This window comes from Azonexus sp. MM2026_4, assembly GCF_055901855.1.
On sequence record NZ_CM148380.1, the window covers coordinates 4,378,375 to 4,401,080 of the forward strand.

Here is a 22,706-nt window from a genome sequence, read left to right on the forward strand (position 1 = left end):
CCGGCGTATCGCAGTGGCCGTCGTCGGTCAGCTTGCGCTGCGCTTGAAATCGTTTCGAATCAACATACTGGTGTTTTCGGGGGGCATGTTCCCGAAACTGCCTGCCTAGTGACTGGAGCAAATTTGCCCATCCAATCCGCCGGTTCGCGAGAGTCATCGTCGTCAGGCCTGCATCGCTGGGGTTTCCTGCGTCCCGATGCCTTGCCCTGGATCGTCCTCGGGCTGCTGTTGTTGCTCACCTTCGCCGCCTGGTATATCGCCCAGGAAAGCGCCAATCACCGCGCCAGCGAACGCTTCCTCTACCGGGCTGAGAAGGAGCGCGATTACATCCGGCAGCGGATGTCGGCGCATGAGCAGGTGCTGCGCGGCGCCGCCGCTTTTTTCGAAGCCAGCGACCAGGTTAGCCGCGAGGAATGGCGGCGCTATGTCGACCGCCTGCAGTTGGGCGGCAACCTGCGCGGCTCGCAAGGCCTGGGTCTGGCGCTGCTGGTGGCACCCGCGGACAAGGCTGCGTTCGAGCAGACGCTGCGGGCGGACGGCATTTTTCCCCATGAAATCCGGCCGCCGGGTATTCGCGAGCAGTACAGCAGCGTCGTCTATCTCGAACCGCAGAACGCGCGCCACCAGCGGGCGATCGGCTACGACATGCTGACCGACGCGGCGCGTCGCGCAGCCATGGAGCGGGGGCGCGACAGCGGCCAGCCGGCGCTGAGCGGCAAGGTGATCCTCAAGCAGGAGCCGGACGGTCCGGAGCGGCAACCCGGTTTCCTGATCTACCTGCCGGTCTATCGTACCGACTTGCCGCGCAATACTGTCGAGGAGCGGCGAATCGCTGTCGCCGGCTTCGTTTTCAGCCCCTTCCGGGCTGGCGATCTGCTGCGCGAGATCATGGACAGCCGGGAAAGGGACGTCGATCTGGCGCTGTTCGACGCGACGGCGGCGCCGGAAAACCTGCTTTACGACACCCGGGCGGACGGCGAGGGGGCGCCGGCCGGCCGCCATACCGTCGAGTTGCCGCTGGAGCTGGGCGGTCACCGCTGGGTGGCCCGTTTCCAGAGTCGTTCCGAGTTCGACGTCGCGTTTACCAGTCATCTGCCGGAGAGCGTTGCCGGTTACGGGCTGTTGCTGGCGCTGATGATCTTCGGGCTGCTCTACAGCAATTCCCGCTACAACCGGCGGGTCGAAACGATTGCTGATCGGCTGCGGGAAAGCGAGCAGTCGTTGCGCAGCATTCTCGACAATTCGCCGGATGCGGTTTTCATCGCCCGTTCCGACGGTCATTACGAATACGTCAACCAGAAGGCCGGCGAATTCGTCGGCTATACCTCCGCCGAACTGCTGGCCATGGATATCGGCGGGCTTTCCCCGGCTGGCTTGATCGACGCGCACCACCGCATCTTCGAACGGATCGTCGGCGAGGGGCACTGTTTTACCGAGATCGAACTGCGGCGCAAGGATGGTACGAGTGCCTTTGCCGAAATGAGCGCGGTCCTGCTGCCGAACGGCAACGTCCTCGGCCTCTGTCGCGACATCGCCCGCCGCCGCCAGGCGGAGCAGGCGTTGCTCACCGCCGAGCGCAAGTTCCGCGGCCTGATCGAGCAATCCCTGGTCGGCGTCTACATCATCCAGGACGGCCGTTTCCCCTACGTCAACCCGCGCTTTGCCGAGATGTTCGGCTTTGCCAGCCCGGACGAGGTGATCGACCGGGTTGCCGTCAGCGAGCTGGTGGCGCCGGAAGCGCGGGAGACGGTGGCGGAAAACCTGCGGCGCCGGGTCAGCGGCGAAGTCGAGGCGGTCAATTACTCCTTCACCGGTGTGCGCCGCGACGGCAGCCGGCTGGACGTCGAAGTCTATGGCCGGGTCATGGAGCACGAGGGCCGGCCGGCCGTCATCGGCGTCCTGCTCGACGTCTCCGAACGCAAGCGGGTGGAGGCGGAGCTCGAACAGAACCGCCTGCATCTGGAAGACCTGGTTGCCGCCCGCACCGGCGAACTGTCGGTTGCCAAGGAAGCCGCCGAAGCCGCCAACCGGGCGAAGAGCAGTTTCCTCGCCAACATGAGCCACGAATTGCGCACGCCGATGAACGCCATCATCGGTCTGGCCAGCATCCTGCAGCGCCGCTACGACGATCCGGCGCTGTGCGACAAGCTGGGCAAGATTTCCGGGGCGGCCAACCACCTGCTGCATCTGCTCAACGACATCCTCGACCTGTCCAAGATCGATGCCGAGCGACTGACGCTGGAGCATGTGCCATTCCGCTTCGGCAGCCTCCTTGCCGATGTCGATAGTTTGATCCACGAACGCCTGGAGGCGCGGCATCTCTCTCTCACCCGGCAGATCGATCCCCGCCTCGCCAGTCTGGAACTCCTCGGCGATCCGCTGCGCCTGCAGCAGATCCTGCTCAATCTGCTGACCAATGCCGTGAAGTTCACCGAACGCGGTGGGGTGACGATCGCCGCCGAGGTCGAGGCGGAAAGCCGCGACGACATCACGCTGCGGCTGAGTGTCGAGGATACCGGGATCGGCATCGACGCCGATGCCCTGCAACGCATCTTCGCCCCCTTCGAGCAGGCCGATACCTCGATCACCCGCCGCCACGGCGGCACCGGGCTCGGCCTCGCCATCAGCAAGCGGCTGGTCGAGCTGATGGGGGGCAGGATCGAGGTGGAAAGCACACCGGGCGTCGGCAGCCGGTTCAGTTTCGTGCTCCGCTTCGCCAAGGTCAACGCCGCATCGACCCGAAGCGTCTCGGCGACCATCGGCGGCAGCGAAGCCGAAACCATCATCCGGCGCCATTACGGCGACCGGCGCATCCTGCTGGTCGAAGACGACCCGATCAACCAGGAAGTCGCCCGCGAATTGCTGGGCGTATCGCTCGGGCTCGCCGTCGATGTCGCCTCCGACGGCGCCGAAGCGCTGGAAAAGGCCAGCCGCATGCCCTACGACCTGATCCTGATGGACGTCCAGATGCCGGTCATGGACGGTCTGGCCGCCACCCAGGCCATCCGCCAGCTATCGGGATACGCGACGACGCCGATCCTGGCGATGACCGCCAACGCCTTCGTCGAAGACCGGCGCCGCTGCCTGGCCGCCGGCATGAACGACTTCATCACCAAGCCGGTTGATCCGGATGTGCTTTTTCTGGTGATGATGCGGTGGTTTGAACTGGGGGCTGGGTCTCGCGTTTGAGGCGCTGTTTTTTGCGGTTTTCCGGTGGGGGTATTGGGTTTTTCGACCGCTGTTTTTTACGCCTGATGGGCGGGCGGCTTTGGTTTTTTGACTGCTGTGTTCCGCGCCTGATGCGCGGGCGTACTTTCTTCTTGTTTCGCCAAGAAGAAAGTAGCCAAAGAAGAAGGCGACCCTAGGTCGGCGCCCGCTGCGCGGGTACCCTGCGCTACTCGTCGTTGGCGGGGGCTGCGCAACTCGGGGCTTTGCCCCTCAGACAGTGCTCGCCCTTTATCCGCCAACGCCTGCGTTGCTCGGCGCCTCCCAAGGGGCCCGGCAAACCGAGCGGAACGGAAAAGGAGGAGGTTTAAACCTTGGCCATTCAGCAGAGACGTTTTTCGGGGCCCCCCTGAGAGGCGCTGAGCAACGCAGGGGTGCCGGGGGAAGTCGGCGAGGACTGTCTGAGGCCCGCAGGGCCGAGTTCCGCAGCCGCCCGGCGCGCCGAGTAGCGCAAGGGACCGGGCGCAGCCCGGCGCCGACCTGGGGGTGGCTTTTTCTTTGGCTGGCGGTTTCAAAGACCGAGTGCAACATTTGGAATCAGCCCTGCTTTGTCCATGAAGATGTTATCGAAGAACACCTCGGCGGGAGAGCGCCACCCCAGGGTTTTTCTCGGCCGCATATTGAGTTCCCAGGCCATGTGATCGAGTTCGCGCTGGGAGTGGACACTCAGGTCAGTGCCCTTCGGCAAATATTGGCGCAGCAAACCATTGGTGTGCTCATTGATGCCACGTTGCCACGGGCTGTGAGGATCACAAAAGTAAATTTTCAGGCCGGTGTTCTCGGCCAGCTTCTTGTGCAGCGCCATCTCCTTGCCTTGGTCATAGGTGAGGGTCTGTCGGATCTCAGGCGGCAGCCCGCTGAAGGCCTGCGTGAATCCGTTGAGCGCATCGATCGCCGTACTGCCGTCGAGCTTGACCAGCATGGCAAACAGCGACTTGCGGCACACCAGGGTGCCGACAGCCGAAGCGTTGGCCTTGCCCTTGATCAGGTCGCCCTCCCAGTGGCCAGGCAGCAAGCGGTCGCTGGCCTCGGGCGGGCGTACGTGGATGCTCAGCATGTCCTGCAGCGATCCCCGCCGATCTTTGCCTCGCGTGCGAGGCTTGCGTGCGCCTCGCCCCTGGCGCAGCAGGACGACCAGTTCGCGGCGAAGATCGCCCTTGGGCATGGCATAGATCGCGGTGTAGATGGTTTCGTGGGAGGCTTGCAATTGGGGCTGCTCAGGGTGGCGTTGCTTGAGTTTGGCAGCAATCTGCTCGGGCGAGAGCTTGCGTTCCAGCAACGCCCTGACCTCGGCCCACAAGGCGCCTTGGCGGTGGAGCTTGCGCACCGGCCAGGCCGCACGTCGCACCCGCCGGGCTCGCTTGCCGGCGCGGTTTGCATCGTAGCCGCCAGCCACTCGGGGGCGTCCCATGACGCATTGCTCCTCTTCGCTCTGGTAGCCGTTGCGGCGAAGTTCTCTCGTGATGGTGCTGGGCGATCTGCCAAGCACCTTGGCTATCGCCCGCGCACTACTGGCCTGCTCCTTCATCGCCATTACCACGCCGCGTTCTTCCGCACTCAATTGTTGATACGTTCTCGTCATGCAACTCCTCCGGTTATGAAGTGTTGCACTTGGGATTTGAAACCGCCGCTACTTTCTTTTTTCCAAAAAAAAGAAAGTACGCCCGCGCGTCAGGCGCGGAACCCAGCGCATCAGAAGCCAAAGCCGCTTCGCGGTCAACGGCGGCAGCAGCTAAAAGCAGCGCTTCAGCAACCGAACACACCCGCGCGTCAGGCGCGGAGCCCAGCGCTTCAGAAACCAAAGCCGCCCGCCCTCAAGCACCAAAAACCAACGCTTCACCAAGCCACCCCTCCAATGAACCAATATCGCTCATCCGCCTCCCCACTTCCATCGCGAACGCACCATCCTGGTGCCACTATCCCGACATCAAGCCTTCATCAAGTGCGCCGCAAAATCCCTACCGATAAAAATCAACGCCTTGCAAGCTGGTTCGCGTCTTGCTTTTAAGCTGTCAAACAAACTCCCCGGAGCCTACCCGTGTCCAAACACGTCGCACTGAGTCACGTCACCAAGTACAAATACGATCGTTCGATCAATCTCGGCCCGCAGGTGATCCGCCTGCGGCCCTGTCCGCATTCGCGGACGCGCATCCTGTCGTACTCGCTGAAGGTCGGGCCGGACCAGCATTTCATCAACTGGCAGCAGGACCCGCAGGGCAATTACCTGGCCCGCCTGGTGTTCCCGGAGAAGACCCGCGAGTTCAGCTTCGAGGTCGACCTGGTCGCCGAGATGTCGGTGATCAATCCCTTCGATTTTTTCCTCGAGCCGCATGCCGAGGAGTTTCCGTTCGATTACGAGGCCTGGCAGCGCCACGAGTTGACGCCTTACCTGTACAAGGTGGCCGGCGGCGAGTTGTTCGACAAATATGTGGCGGCGATTCCGCGCACCAAGAAGCGCAGCGTCGATTTCCTGGTCGGCCTCAACGCGCAGTTGCAGCAGGAGATCGGCTACACGATCCGGATGGAGCCGGGCGTCCAGACGCCGGAGGAAACCCTGGTCAAGAAGACCGGTTCCTGCCGCGACACGGCCTGGTTGCTGGTGCAGATCCTGCGTCACCTCGGGCTGGCGGCGCGTTTCGTTTCCGGTTACCTGATCCAGCTCACCGCCGACGTCAAGTCGCTCGACGGTCCGTCCGGCCCGGAGGCCGATTTCACCGACCTGCACGCCTGGGCCGAAGTGTATCTGCCGGGGGCCGGCTGGATCGGGCTCGATCCGACTTCCGGCCTGTTCGCCGGCGAAGGCCACATTCCGCTTGCGTGCACGCCGGAACCCGCTTCCGCGGCGCCGGTGACCGGCGCCATCGACGAGTGCGAGACCGCGTTCGAACACCACATGCAGGTCACCCGGATCTGGGAGGCGCCGCGCGTCACCAAGCCGTACACGGATGAACAGTGGCTCGAGATCGAAGGGCTCGGCCACCAGATCGACGACGAGCTGCTGCGCATGGATGTCCGCCTGACCCAGGGCGGCGAGCCGACCTTCGTTTCGGTCGACGACCCCGATGGCGCCGAATGGAACACGGCGGCGATGGGGCCGACCAAGCGTCTGCTGGCGGCCGACATCTTCCACCGTCTGCGCGAGAAATACGCGCCCAACGGCCTGATGCATTTCGGCCAGGGCAAGTGGTATCCCGGCGAACAGTTGCCGCGCTGGTCGCTGAACTGCTTCTGGCGCAAGGATGGCGAACCGGTCTGGAACAACCCGGCGCTGTACGCCGACGAGCGCAAGGATTACGGCGTCAGCGCCGAGCAGGCCGGGCAATTCCTCAAGCGCGTCGCCGAGCGCCTGGGCGTTACTGGCGACCATGTCTTCCCGGCTTACGAGGATGTCTATTACTACATGTGGCGCGAGCGCCGCCTGCCGGGCAACGTCGATCCCTTCGATTCGCGCGTCGATGACGCGCTCGAACGCGCCCGGCTGATGAAGGTGTTCACCCAGGGCATGACCCATGTCGTCGGCCACACGCTGCCGATCATGAAGAACGTCCGCAACGAATGGCAGACCGGGCCGTGGTTCCTGCGCGCCGAGCGCTGTTACCTGTTCCCGGGCGATTCGGCGATGGGTTACCGGCTGCCGATCGACTCGCAGCCGTGGACGGCGCAGAGCGACTACCCCTACGTCAATGTGCCGGACGCCGAAACGGCGACCGATCCGCTGGCCAGTTACGCCGCGCTGCGCGCCCGCGTCAGCGGCGAAGCCGGCGCCCGCGTGCCGCAGATGCAGACGCGGCGCAGCGGCGCGCCTGGCGCGGACGGATTGGCCGAGGGCGAGGGCCGGACCCGGCCCTGGGAGAAGCCGACCGACACGGTCCCCGGCTTCAAGGAATCCGCCGCCTGGATCACCCGCCTGGCGATGTGCGCCGAACCGCGCGATGGCAAGCTTTACATCTTCATGCCGCCGACGCAGACGCTCGACGACTACCTGGAAATCGTCACCGCCGTCGAAGCGACCGCCGAGGAAATGCGCCTGCCGGTCATCCTCGAAGGCTACGAGCCGCCGTCCGACCCGCGCCTGACGCATTTCCGCGTGACGCCCGACCCCGGCGTGATCGAGGTCAACATCCACCCGGCGAAGAGCTGGGACCAACTGGTCAACCAGACCACGCACCTCTACGAGTCGGCCTACTACTCCCGGCTGACCACCGAGAAATTCATGCTCGACGGTCGCCACACCGGTACCGGCGGCGGCAACCACTTCGTGTTGGGCGGCGCGACGCCGAACGATTCGCCCTTCCTGCGTCGGCCGGACCTGTTGAAGAGCCTGATCGCCTACTGGCACAACCATCCGAGCCTGTCCTACCTGTTCTCCGGCCTGTTCATCGGCCCGACCAGCCAGGCGCCGCGTGTCGATGAGGCGCGCAACGACTCGCTGTACGAGATGGAAATCGCCTTCAAGCAGATTCCCAATCCCGGCGCTGGTTTTGCAAATTCGGTCCAGCCCTGGCTGATCGACCGCATCCTGCGCAACCTGCTGATCGACGTCACCGGCAACACGCACCGTGCCGAGTTCTGCATCGACAAGCTGTACTCGCCGGACGGTCCGACCGGCCGCCTTGGCCTGCTTGAACTGCGCGCCTTCGAAATGCCGCCGCACGCGCGCATGTCGCTCGCCCAGCAACTGCTGCTGCGCGCCCTGATCGCCCGCTTCTGGCAGGCACCGTACAGCCCGCCCAAGCTGGCGCGCTGGGGCACCGAACTGCACGACCGCTTCATGCTGCCGCATTTCGTCGAGCAGGATTTCGCCGACGTGATGGAAGAAATGCAGCTTGCCGGCTTCGCCTTCAAGAAGGAATGGTTCGCCCCGCACTTCGAGTTCCGCTTCCCGAAATACGGCGATTTCGCCGTCAAGGGCATCGAGTTCGAACTGCGCCACGCGCTCGAACCCTGGCACGTGATGGGCGAGGAGGGCTCGGTCGGGACCACGGTGCGCTTCGTCGATTCCTCGGTCGAGCGCGTCCAGGTCAAGGTCACCGGCATGGCGCCGGACCGCTACGTGCTGACCTGCAACGGCGTTGCCGTGCCGCTGCAGAGCACCGGCAGGAACGGCGAGTTCGTCGCCGGCGTCCGCTACCGCGCCTGGCAGCCGGCGTCCTGCCTGCACCCGACGGTCGGCGTCCATGCGCCGCTGGTGTTCGACATCGTCGATACCTGGATGCAGCGTTCGCTGGGCGGTTGCCAGTACCACGTCGCCCACCCGGGCGGGCGCAATTACGACGTCTTCCCGGTTAATTCCTTCGAGGCCGAGAGCCGTCGGCTGGCGCGTTTCTTCCGCTTCGGCCACACGCCGGGGCGGATGATCGCGGCGGCGCCGGAAGTCAGCACCGAGCACCCGTTTACGCTAGACTTGCGCCGTTTTTAACCGGTCAGGCCGCGGCTTTCCGCGGCCAACCGCGTGACAGGCCGGTATCCGGCCTGTTTCTTTTCCTTCTCCATGGCCCGCACCCTTCTCGCCATCTATCCGCACAGTGGTCGCCGCTACGACGAAATGTTGATGGCGGACGGTAACGTGCGTCCGCATTGGCGGCGCTTCTTCGATCACCTCGACGCGGTGTCGCCCGAGGACATGCACCAGCGGCTCGACTTCGCCGACCGGCGGATCCTGGAAAACGGCGTCACCTACAACGTCTACGCCGATCCCAACGGCGCCGACCGGCCGTGGGTGCTCGATCCGGTGCCGCTGATCATTCCGCCGGACGAATGGGCCGAAGTCTCGTCCGCCGTCGCGCAGCGGGCGAAGCTGCTCAACGCCATCCTGGCCGATCTCTACGGCCCGCAGACGCTGCTCGCCAAGGGCCTGCTGCCGCCGGCGCTGGTCTATGGGCAGCATGGCTACCTGTGGCCCTGCCAGGGCGTCAAGCCGCCGGGCGGCATCTGGCTGCACCACTACGCGGTCGACCTGGCGCGCTCGCCGAACGGCCGCTGGTGGGTGATCGCCGACCGCACGCAGGCGCCGTCCGGCGCCGGCTACGCGCTGGAAAACCGGCTGGTCGTCTCGCGCGTCTTCCCGGAAATGTTCCGCGACCTGCACGTCCAGCACCTGGCCGATTTCTTCCGCGACCAGCAGAGCGGGCTGACCGCGCTGGCGCCGCTCGATCCGGGCGAGCAGCCGCACATCGTGCTGCTGACGCCGGGGCCGTACAACGAAACCTACTTCGAGCACGCCTACCTGGCGCGCTACCTCGGCTTCCCGCTGGTCGAGGGGCAGGACCTGACGGTGCGCGGCGATACCGTGTACCTGAAGACGCTGCGCGGCCTCAAGCGCGTGCATGTGATCCTGCGCCGGCAGGACGACGACTACTGCGATCCGCTCGAACTGCGCGGCGATTCGGCGCTCGGCATTCCCGGCCTGCTCAACGTCGCCCGCGCCGGCCGCGTCGCCATCGCCAACGCGCTCGGTAGCGGCCTGCTCGCCTCCGGCGCGCTGATGGGCTTCCTGCCGGCGCTTTGTCGCGAACTGCTGGGCGAGAAACTGGCCATGCCGTCGGTGGCGACCTGGTGGTGCGGCGAGAAGCCGGCGCTCGAGTTCGTCAAGGAAAACTTCGACGATCTGGTGATCAAGCCGGCCTACCCGACCCAACGCATGGAACCGGTGTTCGGCCACGAACTGGAAGGTGCCGAGCGCGAGGAAATGCTGCGCCGCATCGAGGCCCGGCCGCACGCCTACGTCGCCCAGGAAATGGTCAACCTGGCGCAGGCGCCGACCTGGAGCCGCGCCCACGAGCGCCGCCTGATCGCCCGCCCGGTCGGCCTGCGCGCCTACGCGGCGGTCAACGCGGCGGGCGAGTATTCGGTGATGCCGGGCGGCCTGACCCGCGTCGCGCAGGGCGCCGGCGCGCGCATCATCTCGATGCAGCGCGGCGGCGCGTCGAAGGACACCTGGGTGCTGACCGACGGCCCGGTCAGCGACTTCACGCTGCTCAAGACCTCGTTCGGCGTGCGCGACCTGGTGCGTTCCGGCGCCAACCTGTCGTCGCGCGTGGTCGAGAACCTGTTCTGGCTCGGCCGCTATTCCGAGCGCTTCGACGACAGCGCCCGCCTGCTGCGCGTCGCCCTGGCGCGGGTGGTCGATGCCGGCGGCGGCAAGACGCCGGCGGTGGCGTCCATCCTCGAACTGGCCGAACGGCTCGGCGTCCTGCCCGAGCCGGAGGAGGACGATCCGAGCGGCGAGGGCAGCGAGCACGTGCTGCTCGAGGCGATCTACGATCCGCGTCAGCCGGGTAGCCTGGCCGGCGGCATCCGCAGCCTGATGTGGTCGGCGACGCACGTCCGCGAGCGCCTCTCGCTCGATCACTGGCATTCGCTGAACAGCCTGCAGCGCGAGCAGCAGGCGGCGCAGAAGAAGCACCCGACGCTGACCGAGGCGATCGCCTTCCTCGACCGCGTGTTGCTCGTCTCGGCATCGCTCAACGGCTTCGCGATGGACAACATGACGCGCGACGACGGCTGGCGTTTCCTCATCGTCGGCCGCCGCCTCGAGCGCCTCACCTTCCTCGCGCTGGCCATCGCCCACTTCCTGCGCATGCCGTCCAGCCGGGCGCCCGGCTGTCTCGACTGGCTGCTCGAACTGGCCGACTCGATCATCACCTACCGTTCGCGCTATTCGCGCCAGGCCGAACTGCTGCCGGTGATCGACCTGCTGGTGTTCGACGAGAGCAACCCGCACGGCGTTCTCTTCCAGGTCGAAGCGCTCGGTCGCTACGTCGAACGGATGGCCGAGGAAATCGGCCACGAACCGATCGAACGCCTGCAGCGTGCCGCCCGCCGCCTCCAGCGTTTCCCGCTGGAACCGCTGGAACGCCTGCAGTTCAGCCAGTGCAGCTGCAGTGCGCCGTGCGAGGATCTGGCGCTCCTGCTCGACGACCTGGTCGCCGCCGCCGCCGCGCTGTCGGATGCCCTGGCCATGCGCTACTTCACCCACGTCGGCGACATCAGCCGGCAGACCATGGCGCTGTAACATGACCGCCGTCCGTTACCACGTCCTGCACGAGACCCGCTACGACTACGGCAGCGCCGTCTCGCTGTCGCAGCAGCAACTGCACCTGTCGCCGCGCTTCCTGCCCTGGCAGGAGGTGTTCGAACAGCGTCTCGACATCGAGCCGGCGCCGACCTGGCGTACCGACGGCGAGGATGCCTTCGGCAACCCGGTGACCTGGATGTCCTTCCACGCCCCGCACGACAGTCTGCGCATCCGTTCGGCGATGAACGTCGCGGTGCTGCCGCATCCGATCGACGCCAAGACGCTGGCCGCCTCGCTGCCCTGGGAAACGGTGCGCGAGTGCCTGGCCTACGACGCCCACCCGCCGCAGCCGGAAGACCTCGACGCCGTCCGTTTCCTGTTCGAAAGTCCGCATGTCCGGGTCAAGCACGAACTGGCCGACTACGCGGCCGACTGCTTCACCCCCGGCACGCCGGTGCTGGTCGGCGCGCAGCGGTTGATGACGAAGATCTTCGAGGAATTCGAGTTCGACCCCGAGGCGACCACGGTGTCGACGCCGGTGCTCGAGGTGCTGGAAAACAAGCGCGGCGTCTGCCAGGATTTCGCCCACCTGATGATTGCCTGCCTGCGCGCGCTCGGCCTCGCCGCCCGCTACGTCAGCGGCTACCTGCTGACCCGGCCGCCGCCGGGCAAGCCGCGGCTGATCGGCGCCGACGCCTCGCACGCCTGGGTTTCGGTGTATGCCCCGGGGACCGCCGACAACTGGGTCGATTTCGACCCGACCAACAACCTGTTGCCCGACACCGAGCACATCACGCTGGCGATCGGCCGCGATTTCACCGACATCTCGCCCTTGCGCGGCATCATCCTCGGCGGCGGCGGCGCCGAGCCGGAAGTGGCGGTCACCGTCGTGCCGCTCGACGAAGAGGAAATCCCCGAGGGACTCCTCGACGCCGCGCCGGTCGTCGCCGACAAGGCCTGATGCGGCGCGTCGCCATCGTCGGCGGCGGCCCGGCCGGCCTGATGGCAGCCGAGCGGCTGGCCGGCCAGCCGGGATTGCAGGTCGATCTCTACGACGCGATGCCGTCGCCCGGCCGCAAGTTCCTGATCGCCGGCGTCGGTGGCATGAACATCACCCATGCCGAAGCGTTGCCCGCCTTCATCGCCCGCTACGGCGCGCGCGCCGCGCAGATCGCGCCGCTGCTCGACGCCTTCGGCCCGGCGGCGTTGCGCGAGTGGATTCATGGCTTGGGCATCGAAACCTTCGTCGGCAGTTCGGGGCGCGTCTTTCCCAAGGAAATGAAGGCGGCGCCGCTGCTGCGCGCCTGGCTGCACCGCCTGCGCGGGCAGGGGCTGCGGCTGCACGTCAGGCACCGCTGGCTGGGCTGGAACGCCGCCGGCGCCCTGCGCTTCGCGACGCCGGACGGCGAGATTGCGCTGGCCGCCGATGCCACGCTGCTGGCGCTGGGTGGCGGTAGCTGGGCGAAGCTCGGCTCGGACGGCGCCTGGGTGCCGCTGCTCGCCGCCGCCGGCATTCCGGTGGCGCCGTTGCAGCCGGCCAACTGCGGTTTCGATGTCGACTGGAGCGTGTATTTCCGCGAGCGCTTCGCCGGCGCCCCGGTCAAGTCGGTCGTTGCCGGCTGCGGCACGCTGTGCCAGGCGGGCGAATTCAACATCACCGCCGGCGGCATCGAGGGCGGCCTGGTCTATGCGCTGGCGGCGCCGTTGCGCGACGCGCTACTGGCCGGCGGCCCGGCGCAACTGCTGCTCGACCTGGCGCCCGGGCGCAGCGTCGAGCGCCTGCGCGCCGATCTCGCTCAGCCGCGCGGCCGCGATTCGCTGGCCAACCACCTGCGTCGCCGGGCCGGCATCGAAGGCGTCAAGGCGGCGCTGCTGCGCGAACTCTGCCCGCCGTCGACACTGGCCGACAGCGCCGCGCTGGCTGCCGCGATCAAGGCGCTGGCCTTGCCGGTGACGGCGCCGCGACCGCTCGACGAAGCGATCAGCAGCGCTGGCGGCGTACGTTTCGAAGCGCTCGATGCGGCGCTGATGGTGCGCCAGCGCCCCGGCCTCTTCGTCGCCGGCGAGATGCTGGACTGGGAAGCGCCAACCGGCGGCTACCTGCTCACCGCCTGCCTGGCCAGCGGCCACGTCGCCGGCGACGGCGCGCGCGCCTGGCTGGGCTGACTCAGCCGAGGTTCTGCAGCGCCTGTTCGAGCAGTTCCGCGGCGGCGGGAAAATCGTATTCGGCGATCTTGCGTTCGAAGGCCGGGTGCAGGCCGCCCAGCGCCTGGCGCAGCACGTCGGCGTCGCGCTGCAGGCGCGCCTGGACGGCAAAGTCGCCATCGACCAGTTGGCGCACCAGGCCGTCGAGGCGGCTGCGGATTTGTTCGGCGTCGAGCGTTTCGGCGCTGACCGCGACCGGCGCGCTGTTGGCGGAGATCCGGGCCAGTCCGTCGTGCAGCACGTGGTAGGCGCCGTCGAGGACGTCGACCAGGTCGAGGACTTCACTGGCCGGCCGTTGCTGGCGGATGGCGTGGTCGACCGCGGCGGCGGCTTCGAACACCCGCGTTGCGCCCAGCGTGCCGGCGGCGCCCTTGATCGAGTGGGCCAGTCGGCGGGCTTCCTCTTCCTCGCCGCAGAGCAGCAGCTCGCGGATTTTCTCGAAGTCGTCGAGGTGGCTGCCGGCAAAGCTGTTGAGCAGGCGCTCGTAGATTGCCTGCTTGCCGCGTACCGCGTGCAGGCCCAGCTTGTAGTCGAGCCCCGGAATGTGGTCGAGCGGGTGGCCGCCGTCGTCATCGGCGGTGCCGGTGGCGGGCGGTGCGCTGCTGGCCGCCGGCTGCCGGTTGTCGACCGCCTGCAGCGGCAGGGTGAACCAGAATTCGCTGCCGACGCCGGGGGCGCTGTTGACACCGATTTCGCCGCCGAGCAGTTCGACCAGGCGGCGGCTGATCACCAGCCCGAGGCCGACCCCGCTGTGGCGGCGGGTGGTCGAGTCGTCGCCCTGTTCGAAGGGATGGAAGAGGCGGGCGCTGACCTCGTCGGCGATGCCGATGCCGGTGTCGCTGACCGAGAAGCGCAGCAGCAGGCGGTCGCCGTCGCGGTCCGGGTTGCTGACGGCGATGGTGATGCGCCCGGCGTCGGTGAACTTGACCGCGTTGGACAGCAGTTGCTGCAGGATCTGGCGGATGTGCGGCGCGTCGCCGCGCAGTTTCTCCGGGATGCCGCCGGCGATTTGGCGGTCGATGACGATGTTCTTGGCGCCGGCCTTGTCGGCGAACTGCTGGCTGACGTCGGCGATCAGGTCGGGGAGCGGGAATTCGCTGTCGACCGGGGTCAGGTTGCCGGCTTCCAGGCGCGACAGGTCGAGGATGTCGTTGAACAACTGCATCAACTGGTTGGCGGCGTCGGCGATGCGACCGAGGCGTTCGCCGGCTTCGCTGTCGCCGATGTCGCGCTGCAGCAGGTGGGTGAGGCCGAGGATGGCGTTCATCGGGGTGCGGATTTCGTGCCCCATGTTGGCCAGGAAGCGGCTCTTCGAGCGGCTCGCCGCCTCGGCGTCTTCCTTGGCCTGCAATAGCTGGCGGGTGCGCTGGGCAACCAGCGATTCGAGCTGCTCGCGGTAGCGGGCGAGTTCGGCCAGGTTGCGCTTGCGCTCGGTGATGTCCTCGATGATCGCCAGGTAATGACTGACTTCGCCGTCCGGTTGGCGGACCGGGGTGATGATCGCGCGGATGTCGTAGAAGTAGCCGTCGCGGCGCCGGCTCAGCAGTTCGCCGCGCCAGATCTCGCCGCGCCGGATGCAGGCGTCGATCTCGGCGAAGACGTTCTGGGCGGTCAGGCTCTGCGCCAGGATGGCCGGTGGCTTGCCGATCACTTCGGCGGCCGGGTAGCCGGTGGTGGTGACGAAAGCCTGGTTGACGTATTCGATGCCGCGCACGCGGTCGGTGATGATGACGCCGTGCGGGCTCTGTTCGATGGCCAGCGATAACTGGCGCAGGCTGGCCTCGCTGCTGGCGAGCCGCTGCCGCGCCCGCATCTTGCCGATGCCGAGGCCGAGCTCGACGCCGATGTCGTCGCGCAGTTGGCGCTCCTCGTCGTCGTCGCTGGCCTCCGGCGCCAGCTCCAGGTGGAGGCAGCCGCAGAGGGCGCCGTCGTGTTCGATGGCGAGGGGGATTTCGCCGTCGCCGGCCGCTGGCGGTTCGGTGTCGGCGGCGCTGAAGGTGGCGCTGCGGTAGTTGCCGTCGGCTTCGATCAGGCGGCAGACACTGGCGATCAGTTCGCCTTCGTCGTTGCTGCGCACGGCGCAGCGGGCGAGGCCGCCGAGCAGGTGGAGGGCGCGGTTCTGGCGGGCGATGCGCAGTTGGCTGGCGTGGCGGATGCCGATGTCGGCCAGGATGCCGGTGAAGGCGACGGGGTGCCCGGCGCGGTCCCGTTCGCTGACGCAGCCGCGATCCTCGACCCAGATCCAGTGCCCGTCGGCGTGCCGGACGCGGTATTCGGCGAGCAACTGGCCGCTGGCGAAGAGGGTGGCGAGGGCGCTGTCGTAGGTCGCCTGGTCGGCCGGGTGGATGCGCTCGCGCCAGCCGGCGAGACAGCCGTGGCCAGTCCCCGTTTCGCCGAGCATGGCGCGCAGCCCGTCGCTGTGCTGGCGCTGGTCGTGCTCGCGGTGGTATTCCCAGAGCCCGGCGCCGGCCGAGGAAAGGGCGAGTTCAAGCTGGGCCAGCAGGCGCAGGCGGTCGCGTTCCTCGCGCAGGCGGTTGAGGGCGTTCTCCATGTCGTGCAGCGCCAGTTGTTCGAACAGGCGCTGCTGGCTGATGATGCCGACGCCGCGTCCGTCCGCGGTGCGGACCACCATGTGGCGGACGCCGTGGCTGCCCATGGCCGCCAGCGCTTCGCCGACCGGGCGGTCGATGGCGATGTCGCGCAGCGGGCTGCTCATCGCTTCGCCGAGGGTGATGCCGGCGGCGTCGTGGTGCTTGCCGAGCAGGCGCGGGATGTCGCGTTCGGTGACGATGCCGAGCGGCGCGCCGAGGTCGCCGACCAGCACGTAATCGCTCGCCAGTCGCAGCATCTGCGCCAGCGCCTCGGCGAGTTGCGCGGTCGGCGGCAGGCGCGGCATCTCGTGATCCATCACGCCTTCCAGCGTGCGCTGGTGGCTGAAGGCCAGCGCGCCGAGGTGGCGGCGGAAATCGGTTTCGCTGACGATGCCGGTGGTGCGGCCATCGTCAGCGACGACCACCAGGTGGCGGATGCGGTGCGTTTCGAGCAGCTTGCGCGCGGCCAGCAGGTCGAGCCCGGGCGGCGCGCTGACCAGCGGCTGCGACATCAGCTCGGCGATCGGCGTCGTGCCGGGCCATTGCCAGTGCATGGCACGCAGCAGGTTGCTTTCGGTGACGATGCCGACGGTCGCTTCCGGACTGCCGACCAGCAGGCTGGAAATTCCGGCCTCGCTCATCGTCCGGGCAACGGCCTGCAGCGGCAGGGTCGGCGCGACGTAATGCACCTCGCGGGTCATGATGTCGGCGAGGCAGATCGGAAAATTCGCTTTCATTGCGGATCCGGGTAATTCTGGAGGTAACTGGTGATGCCGTCGCCGGTGTCGCGCAGGGCGGCGATCAGGGCGGCGAAGGCTGCCTCTTCCTCGGCCGCCGGGCGCGCCGGCTTGAGCAGGAGGTCGTTGAGAGCGACCGCCGCCAGGTGGATGTCGCGCAGCCCGAGCGTGCCGGCGACGCCCTTGAGGTTGTGTGCGAGATGGCGGGCGTCGTCGAGCCGCCCCTCGCGGCGCGCCGCTTCGAGGATGGCGGGATCGTCGCCGTGTCCCTTGAGGAAGGTGCTGAGCAGGCGCCGGAAGCTGGCGACATTGTTGCGCACCGAGAGCATCGCCCGTTCGATGTCGAGCCAGGGCTGGATCGCCAGTTCGGCGCGTGGGTCGCGCACCGGGGCGGCGGCGGTTGCGGCATGCTCGGTACCGGGCAGCCATTTGACCATCGCCGCGTAGAGGTTTTCCGGATTGACCGGCTTGGCGATGTGGTCGTTCATGCCGGCTTCCAGGCAGCGTCGCCGGTCTTCGCCGAAGGCGTTGGCGGTCATCGCCAGGATCGGCACGCTGCAGCCCTCGTCGCGCAGCTTGCGGGTGGCGGTGAGGCCGTCCATGACCGGCATCTGCATGTCCATCAGGATCAGGTCGTAATGCGTGTTGAGCACGCATTCGATGGCTTCCGCGCCGTTGGCGGCGACATCGATGACGAAGCCGACGGCTTCGAGGAGGTCGCGGGCGACTTCCTGGTTGATCGGGTTGTCTTCGACGAGCAGGATGTGCGGCGCTTCCGGCAGCGCGCGCAGGCTGGCTTCGGCGTCGTCCGGGCGAAAGGCGAGGTGGGTCGAGGCATGCTCGCTGCCGGTCTGCAGGCGGGCGGTGAACCAGAAGGTGCTGCCGAGGCCCGGCGTGCTGTCGACGCCGGTTTCGCCGCCCATCAGGCGCGCCAGGTGGCGGGCGATGGCCAGTCCCAGGCCGGTCCCGCCGAAGCGCCGGGTGGTCGAGCTGTCGGCCTGTTCGAAGGCCTGGAACAGGCGGGCCTGTTGCGCCGGGGCGATGCCGATGCCGGTGTCGCGCACGGCAAAGCGGACCAGTTGACCGCGGGTGTCGCTTTCCAGCAGGTTGACCCTGACCGAGATGCTGCCGTGCTCGGTGAACTTGGCGGCGTTGGTCAGGAAATTGAGCAGGATCTGGCCGAGGCGCAAGGGGTCGCCGTAGAGGATTTCCGGCAGCCGGGGATCGATTTCGATGGCGAAGTCGAGGCCGCGCGAGCGGAGCCGGTCGACGATCAGCATCGACGAATTGTCGATCATCTGCTGCAGGCGGAAGTCGCTCGGCGCCAGCACCAGCTTGCCGGCTTCGATCTTGGAGATGTCGAGGATCTGGTTGATGATCGCCAGCAGGTGGTGGGCGGCGTCCTGCACCTTGCCCAGCCGGTCGAGCGTCGCCGGGTCCTTGGTCTGGCGCAGGGTCAGGTGGGTGAGGCCGATGATGGCGTTCATCGGCGTGCGGATCTCGTGGCTCATGTTGGCGAGGAAGGCGCTCTTCGCCTGGTTGGCTGCCTCGGCGGCGTCGCGGGCGCTGGCCAGTTCGCTGGTGCGCTCGGCGACGATGTCTTCCAGGTGGAGGCGGTAGCGTTCCAGTTCCTGGTTGGCCTGGCGCTGCTTTTCCTCGCGCTCGCGCAAGGTCCGCTCGGTGGCGACGCGTTCCGAGATGTCAGTGACGAAGACGACCAGGTAGGGCGTCTTCTCGACGTGGATGACTTCGGCCGACAGGCTGATCTCGCGCTGCCGACCGTTGCGGCCGACGCCGATGCACTCATGGTCGGTGATCCGGCCGTCGCTGGCGAGCACCGCCAGCATCCGCTGGCGATCGTCGGGGGAGCCCCAGAGGCCGGCCTCGACCGTGGTCTTGCCGAGCAGCTCCTCGCGCTTCCAGTTGTATTCCTCGAGCAGCCGTTCGTTGACGTCGACCAGCTTGCCATCCTGCAGGCGGGTGATGGCGGCGGCGACCGGCGCCGCCTGGAAGGCGATGGCGTAGCGGGTGAGGACGGCGCCTTCTTCCTTCAGCGTCTGCAGGATCGCATGTTCGGCGGCGTTGGCCTGGCGCAGTTGTTCGTGAACCTGGGCAATCTGCCGGAAGCGGTGGAGCAGGACGAGATAGAGCAGGAAGGCGGTGGTGCCGACGAAGAACCAGCCCTTGAACAGGTTGGCCTGATGACGCAGGGCTTCGTCACGGATCAGGGTGTGCACCGCCTGGTCGCTGAACAGGATCCAGAGCGCGGCAAAGGCCAGGTAGAGCAGGGCGATCCGCAGCGGGGTCCCGGTGTAGCCGATGTTCTGCGGGGGCGCCTCGGGCATGGTGCTTACTCGGCGTAGGCGGCGGCGATGCGTTTGAAGGTTTCGAATTCGCGGACGAAGGCGGCGGCGACGTCGGGGTCGAAATGCTTGCCGCTGCCGTCGACGATGATCCGGTAGGCTTCTTCCATCGGCATCGCCGGCTTGTAGACACGGGCGCAGATCAGCGCGTCGAAGACGTCGGCAAGTGCCATCAGGCGGGCCGAGATCGGAATCTGGTCGCCGGCGAGGCCGGTCGGGTAGCCGCTGCCGTCCCATTTTTCGTGGTGGCTGCGGGCGATTTCCTGGGCGATGCGCAGGAACTCGACCGGCCGCGCCGAATCGGCCTCGGCCTGGGCGATGGCCTGGGCGCCGATTTCGGCGTGGGTTTTCATGATTTCCCACTCTTCCGGCGTCAGCTTGCCGGGCTTGAGCAGGATGTGGTCGGGAATGCCGACCTTGCCGATGTCGTGCAGCGGCGCCGACTGGGCCAGCGCGTCGATGGTGCGGTCGTCGAGATAGTCGGTGAAGCGCGGATGCTGCTTCAGGCTGCGCGCCAGCGTGCGTACGTATTCCTGGGTGCGGCGCAGGTGGTTGCCGGTTTCCGGGTCGCGCGTTTCGGCCAGGTGGGCCAGTGCGTGGATGCTGACTTCCTGGATCAGCTGGTTCTCGGCCATCCGCCGCGCCACTTCCTGTTCGAGGTAGGCGTTGTGGTCGCTCAGGATGTCGCGCGCCTTCTTCAGTTCGAGCTGGGTGCGGACGCGGGCGAGGACGATCGCCGGCCGGATCGGCTTGGTGATGTAGTTGACGGCGCCGCAGTCGAGGCCGCGCTCCTCGTCGTCGGTGCTGTCCATGGCGGTGACGAAGACCACCGGCACGTCGCGGGTGGCGGCTTCGGCACGGAGTTCGGCGAGGACGTCGTAGCCGTCCATGCCGGGCATCATGACGTCGAGCAGGATGAGGTCGGGCGGCGGCGTGGTGCGCGCGATCTGCAGGGCGCGCTGCCCGGAATTGGCGGCCAGCACCCGGTAGAAGGGTTGCAGCAACTCGCCGAGAACGCTCAGGTTCTCGGGAACGTCATCGACGATCAGGATCGTTGGTTGGGGCTGAATCGCGATACTCCACACGGTGTGTAACGTATTCCGGATTATGGAGCGTCGGCGCGTTTCTGGCTACGCCAAATTGGCCTCCGCGGCTAGCCCGACCAGCCGGCGGTAGCTGGCAAAGCGGCTTTTTTCGATTTTTCCGGCGGCGACCGCCGGGCGCAGCGCGCAGTCCGGTTCGCGGTCGTGGCGGCAGTCGCGGAAACGGCACTGGCCGAGGTAGGGACGGAATTCGCGGAAGGCGTATTCGATCTCGCCGCGTTCGAGGTGGCCGAGGCCGAATTCCTGCAGGCCGGGCGAGTCGATCAGGTGGCTGGCGGCGTCGAGGTGGTAGAGCGTGGCGTGCGTCGTCGTGTGCTTGCCGGAATCGAGTGCCTGCGAGATTTCCCGGGTGGCGGCGCCGGCTTCCGGGAGCAGGGCGTTGACCAGCGTCGATTTGCCCATGCCTGACTGGCCGACCAGCACGCTGGTCCGGCCCTGCAGTTGCGGGCGCAGGTCTTCGGCATGGTCGCGGGCGCAGAGTTCGAGGACGCGGTAGCCGAGCCCGGCGAAGACGCCGGTCTGGCGGCGGGCGGCGGGCAGGCGGTCGGCCAGGTCGCACTTGTTGAGGACGATCAGGACCTCGATCTCCTGGCTTTCGGCGGCGATCAGCGCGCGCGTCACCAGGTCGTCGGAAAACGCCGGTTCGCAGGCGACGACGACGACCAGCTGGTCGACGTTGGCGGCAATCAGTTTGTGGCGGATCTCGTTCGAGCGGTAGAGCAGGTGACGGCGCGGCAGGATCGCGTCGATGACGCCCTGGTCGGGCGAACTCTGGGTGATCTCGACCTCGTCGCCGCACGCCACCTCGCTTTTCTTGCCGCGCGGAAAACAGGGCAGGCGGACGCCGGCTTCGGTCTCGACCACATATTGCCGGCCGTGGGCGGCGATGACGCGGCCGCGCATCAGTCTTTGAAGTGATAGTAGGTCTGGTTCAGATAGGCGGCGACTTCAGCCTCCTCGTCCGGGAACCAGCCGCTGTTCATCTGCGCGTTGCAGGCGGCGGTGCGCTGCAGGAGGTCGAGCTGCGTCGACAGCATGCGGCCTTCGCGGGTGTAGATCTTGCTGCCGTCGCCGCCGTACATGCGGCTGTGGCAGGCGACGCATTTGTCGTCGTGCCTGGCCTTGCCGGCTTTCGGGTCGGCGTCGCCCCATGGCGCCTCGGCCAGCACGGGCAGCGAGATCAGGGAGGCAGCAAGCAGGGTCGTCGTTTTCATGCGAGTTTCTCCTTGAGTTTGAGCTGCGCGATGCGTTGCGCGGCCGGCGGGTGGGAATCGTGGAACAGCGAGTGCAGCGGGTCCGGCGTCAGCGTCGATGCGTTGTCATCATAGAGCTTGACCAGCGCCCGTATGAGTTCGCCGGCGTCGGCGTGCTCGGCGGCGTAGGCGTCGGCCTCGAACTCGTGGCGGCGCGACCAGCGGCTGGAGAGCGGGGTCAGCGGAAAGAGGAAGAGCGGCACGACCAGGAAGAAGAGGATCAGGGCCAGTGCCGTACCTTGCGCCGGGACGCCGAGACCGGCGTAGAACCAGGGCGCGTCGATCAATTGGCCGAGCAGCCAGAGGAAGGCGAGCGAGCCGGCGAACATCAGCGCGATGCGCTGGACGATGTGCTTCTTGCGGAAATGGCCGAGCTCGTGCGCCAGCACCGCCTCGATCTCGCTTGGCGTCAGACGGGCGAGCAGGGTGTCGAAGAAGACGATCCGCTTGTTGTCGCCGAAACCGGTGAAGTAGGCGTTGCCGTGCGCCGAGCGCTTCGAGCCGTCCATCACGAAGAGGCCGTTGCTGCGGAAGCCGCAGCGTTCGAGCAGGGCCTCGATGCGGGTTTTCGCTTCGCCCTCGGGCAGCGGCGTGAACTTGTTGAACAGCGGCGCGATCCAGGTCGGGAAGATGAACAGCATGAGCAGGTTGAAGCCGCTCCAGAACAGCCATACCCACAGCCACCACTGTTCGCCCATGGCGTTCATCAGCCAGAGGACGACGGCGATCACCGGCGCGCCGATGACGACACCGAGCAGCGTCTGCTTGACGAGGTCGGAGACGAACAGCGCCGGCGTCATCCGGTTGAAGCCGTGGCGCGCCTCGACGACGAACTGGCTGTAGAACGACAGCGGCAGGTTGACCAGGCCGGAAATGAAGACCACGCTGAAGATCATCGCCAGGCCGTAGGCAAGGCCGCTGAATTGCGCCGCCCAGAAACCGTGCAGCGCGGCGAGCCCGCCGCCGAGCGTGAAGGCGAGCAGCAGCGCGGCTTCGCTCAGGATGCCGAAAATTGCCGTGCGGCTGCGATCGATCGTGTAGTCGGCGGCCTTCTGGTGCGAGGCGAGGCCGATGCGGTCGGCGAAGGCGGCCGGTACCGCGCCCCGGTGCGCGGCGACGTGGCGGATCTGGCGCAGCTTGAGCCAGAGGCGGGCGGCCAGCGTGAGCGTGAAAGCGGCAAGGAAAAGCAGGGTGAAGTTCTCGGTCACGGGC

General features: G+C 67.1%; 12 protein-coding genes. 5 read left to right on the forward strand and 7 right to left on the reverse strand.

Annotation, left to right across the window (positions count from 1 at the left end; genetic code table 11):
• The first annotated feature begins 123 nt into the window (after positions 1-123).
• On the forward strand, positions 124-3,189 hold the full coding sequence (locus AC0KWY_RS20690) for a CHASE domain-containing protein (RefSeq protein ID WP_474027376.1): 3,066 nt from the start codon (positions 124-126) through the stop codon (positions 3,187-3,189).
• Positions 3,190-3,736: 547 nt separating this feature from the next.
• Here the strand turns inward: AC0KWY_RS20690 and AC0KWY_RS20695 are convergent.
• The gene (locus AC0KWY_RS20695) at positions 3,737-4,807 is read right to left on the reverse strand and encodes an IS30 family transposase (protein ID WP_474025629.1); all 1,071 of its coding nucleotides are present in this window, start codon (positions 4,805-4,807) and stop codon (positions 3,737-3,739) included.
• 456 nt (positions 4,808-5,263) lie between these two features.
• On the opposite strand from AC0KWY_RS20695, the gene AC0KWY_RS20700 reads away from it, so the two are divergent.
• From AC0KWY_RS20700 to AC0KWY_RS20715, 4 genes are all read left to right on the forward strand, one after another.
• Positions 5,264-8,644 carry a transglutaminase family protein gene (locus AC0KWY_RS20700; protein ID WP_474027377.1) on the forward strand — a complete coding sequence of 1,127 codons (3,381 nt, stop codon included), beginning with the start codon at positions 5,264-5,266 and terminating at the stop codon, positions 8,642-8,644.
• Positions 8,645-8,716: 72 nt separating this feature from the next.
• Positions 8,717-11,239 carry a circularly permuted type 2 ATP-grasp protein gene (locus tag AC0KWY_RS20705; protein ID WP_474027378.1) on the forward strand — a complete coding sequence of 841 codons (2,523 nt, stop codon included), beginning with the start codon at positions 8,717-8,719 and terminating at the stop codon, positions 11,237-11,239.
• Position 11,240: 1 nt separating this feature from the next.
• A complete protein-coding gene (locus tag AC0KWY_RS20710; protein ID WP_474027379.1) occupies positions 11,241-12,203 on the forward strand; it encodes a transglutaminase family protein in 963 nt (320 codons plus the stop codon).
• Entirely contained in the window at positions 12,203-13,408 is a 1,206-nt protein-coding gene (locus AC0KWY_RS20715; protein ID WP_474027380.1) for a TIGR03862 family flavoprotein, read from the forward strand. The genes AC0KWY_RS20710 and AC0KWY_RS20715 overlap by 1 nt, the downstream gene beginning before the upstream one ends.
• A 1-nt stretch (position 13,409) precedes the next feature.
• Here AC0KWY_RS20715 and AC0KWY_RS20720 read toward each other — a convergent pair whose 3' ends face one another.
• From AC0KWY_RS20720 to AC0KWY_RS20745, 6 genes are read right to left on the reverse strand one after another with little or no spacing between them, the layout of a single operon-like run.
• Positions 13,410-16,775 (reverse strand): CBS domain-containing protein, encoded by a 3,366-nt coding sequence (locus AC0KWY_RS20720; RefSeq protein WP_474027381.1) that lies wholly within the window; start codon positions 16,773-16,775, stop codon positions 13,410-13,412.
• Complete coding sequence (locus tag AC0KWY_RS20725; RefSeq protein WP_474027382.1) at positions 16,772-19,120, reverse strand: response regulator; 2,349 nt, start codon at positions 19,118-19,120, stop codon at positions 16,772-16,774. The genes AC0KWY_RS20720 and AC0KWY_RS20725 overlap by 4 nt, the downstream gene beginning before the upstream one ends.
• A gap of 5 nt (positions 19,121-19,125) precedes the next feature.
• Entirely contained in the window at positions 19,126-20,223 is a 1,098-nt protein-coding gene (locus AC0KWY_RS20730; protein ID WP_474027383.1) for an HD-GYP domain-containing protein, read from the reverse strand.
• A gap of 45 nt (positions 20,224-20,268) precedes the next feature.
• Complete coding sequence (gene rsgA / locus AC0KWY_RS20735; RefSeq protein WP_474027385.1) at positions 20,269-21,144, reverse strand: ribosome small subunit-dependent GTPase A; 876 nt, start codon at positions 21,142-21,144, stop codon at positions 20,269-20,271.
• Positions 21,144-21,455 carry a cytochrome c gene (locus tag AC0KWY_RS20740; RefSeq protein WP_474027386.1) on the reverse strand — a complete coding sequence of 104 codons (312 nt, stop codon included), beginning with the start codon at positions 21,453-21,455 and terminating at the stop codon, positions 21,144-21,146. The genes rsgA and AC0KWY_RS20740 overlap by 1 nt, the downstream gene beginning before the upstream one ends.
• Positions 21,452-22,702, reverse strand: a complete 1,251-nt coding sequence (locus tag AC0KWY_RS20745) for a M48 family metallopeptidase (RefSeq protein WP_474027387.1) — start codon at positions 22,700-22,702, stop codon at positions 21,452-21,454. Before AC0KWY_RS20745 ends, AC0KWY_RS20740 begins: the two co-directional genes overlap by 4 nt.
• Positions 22,703-22,706 lie beyond the last annotated feature (4 nt).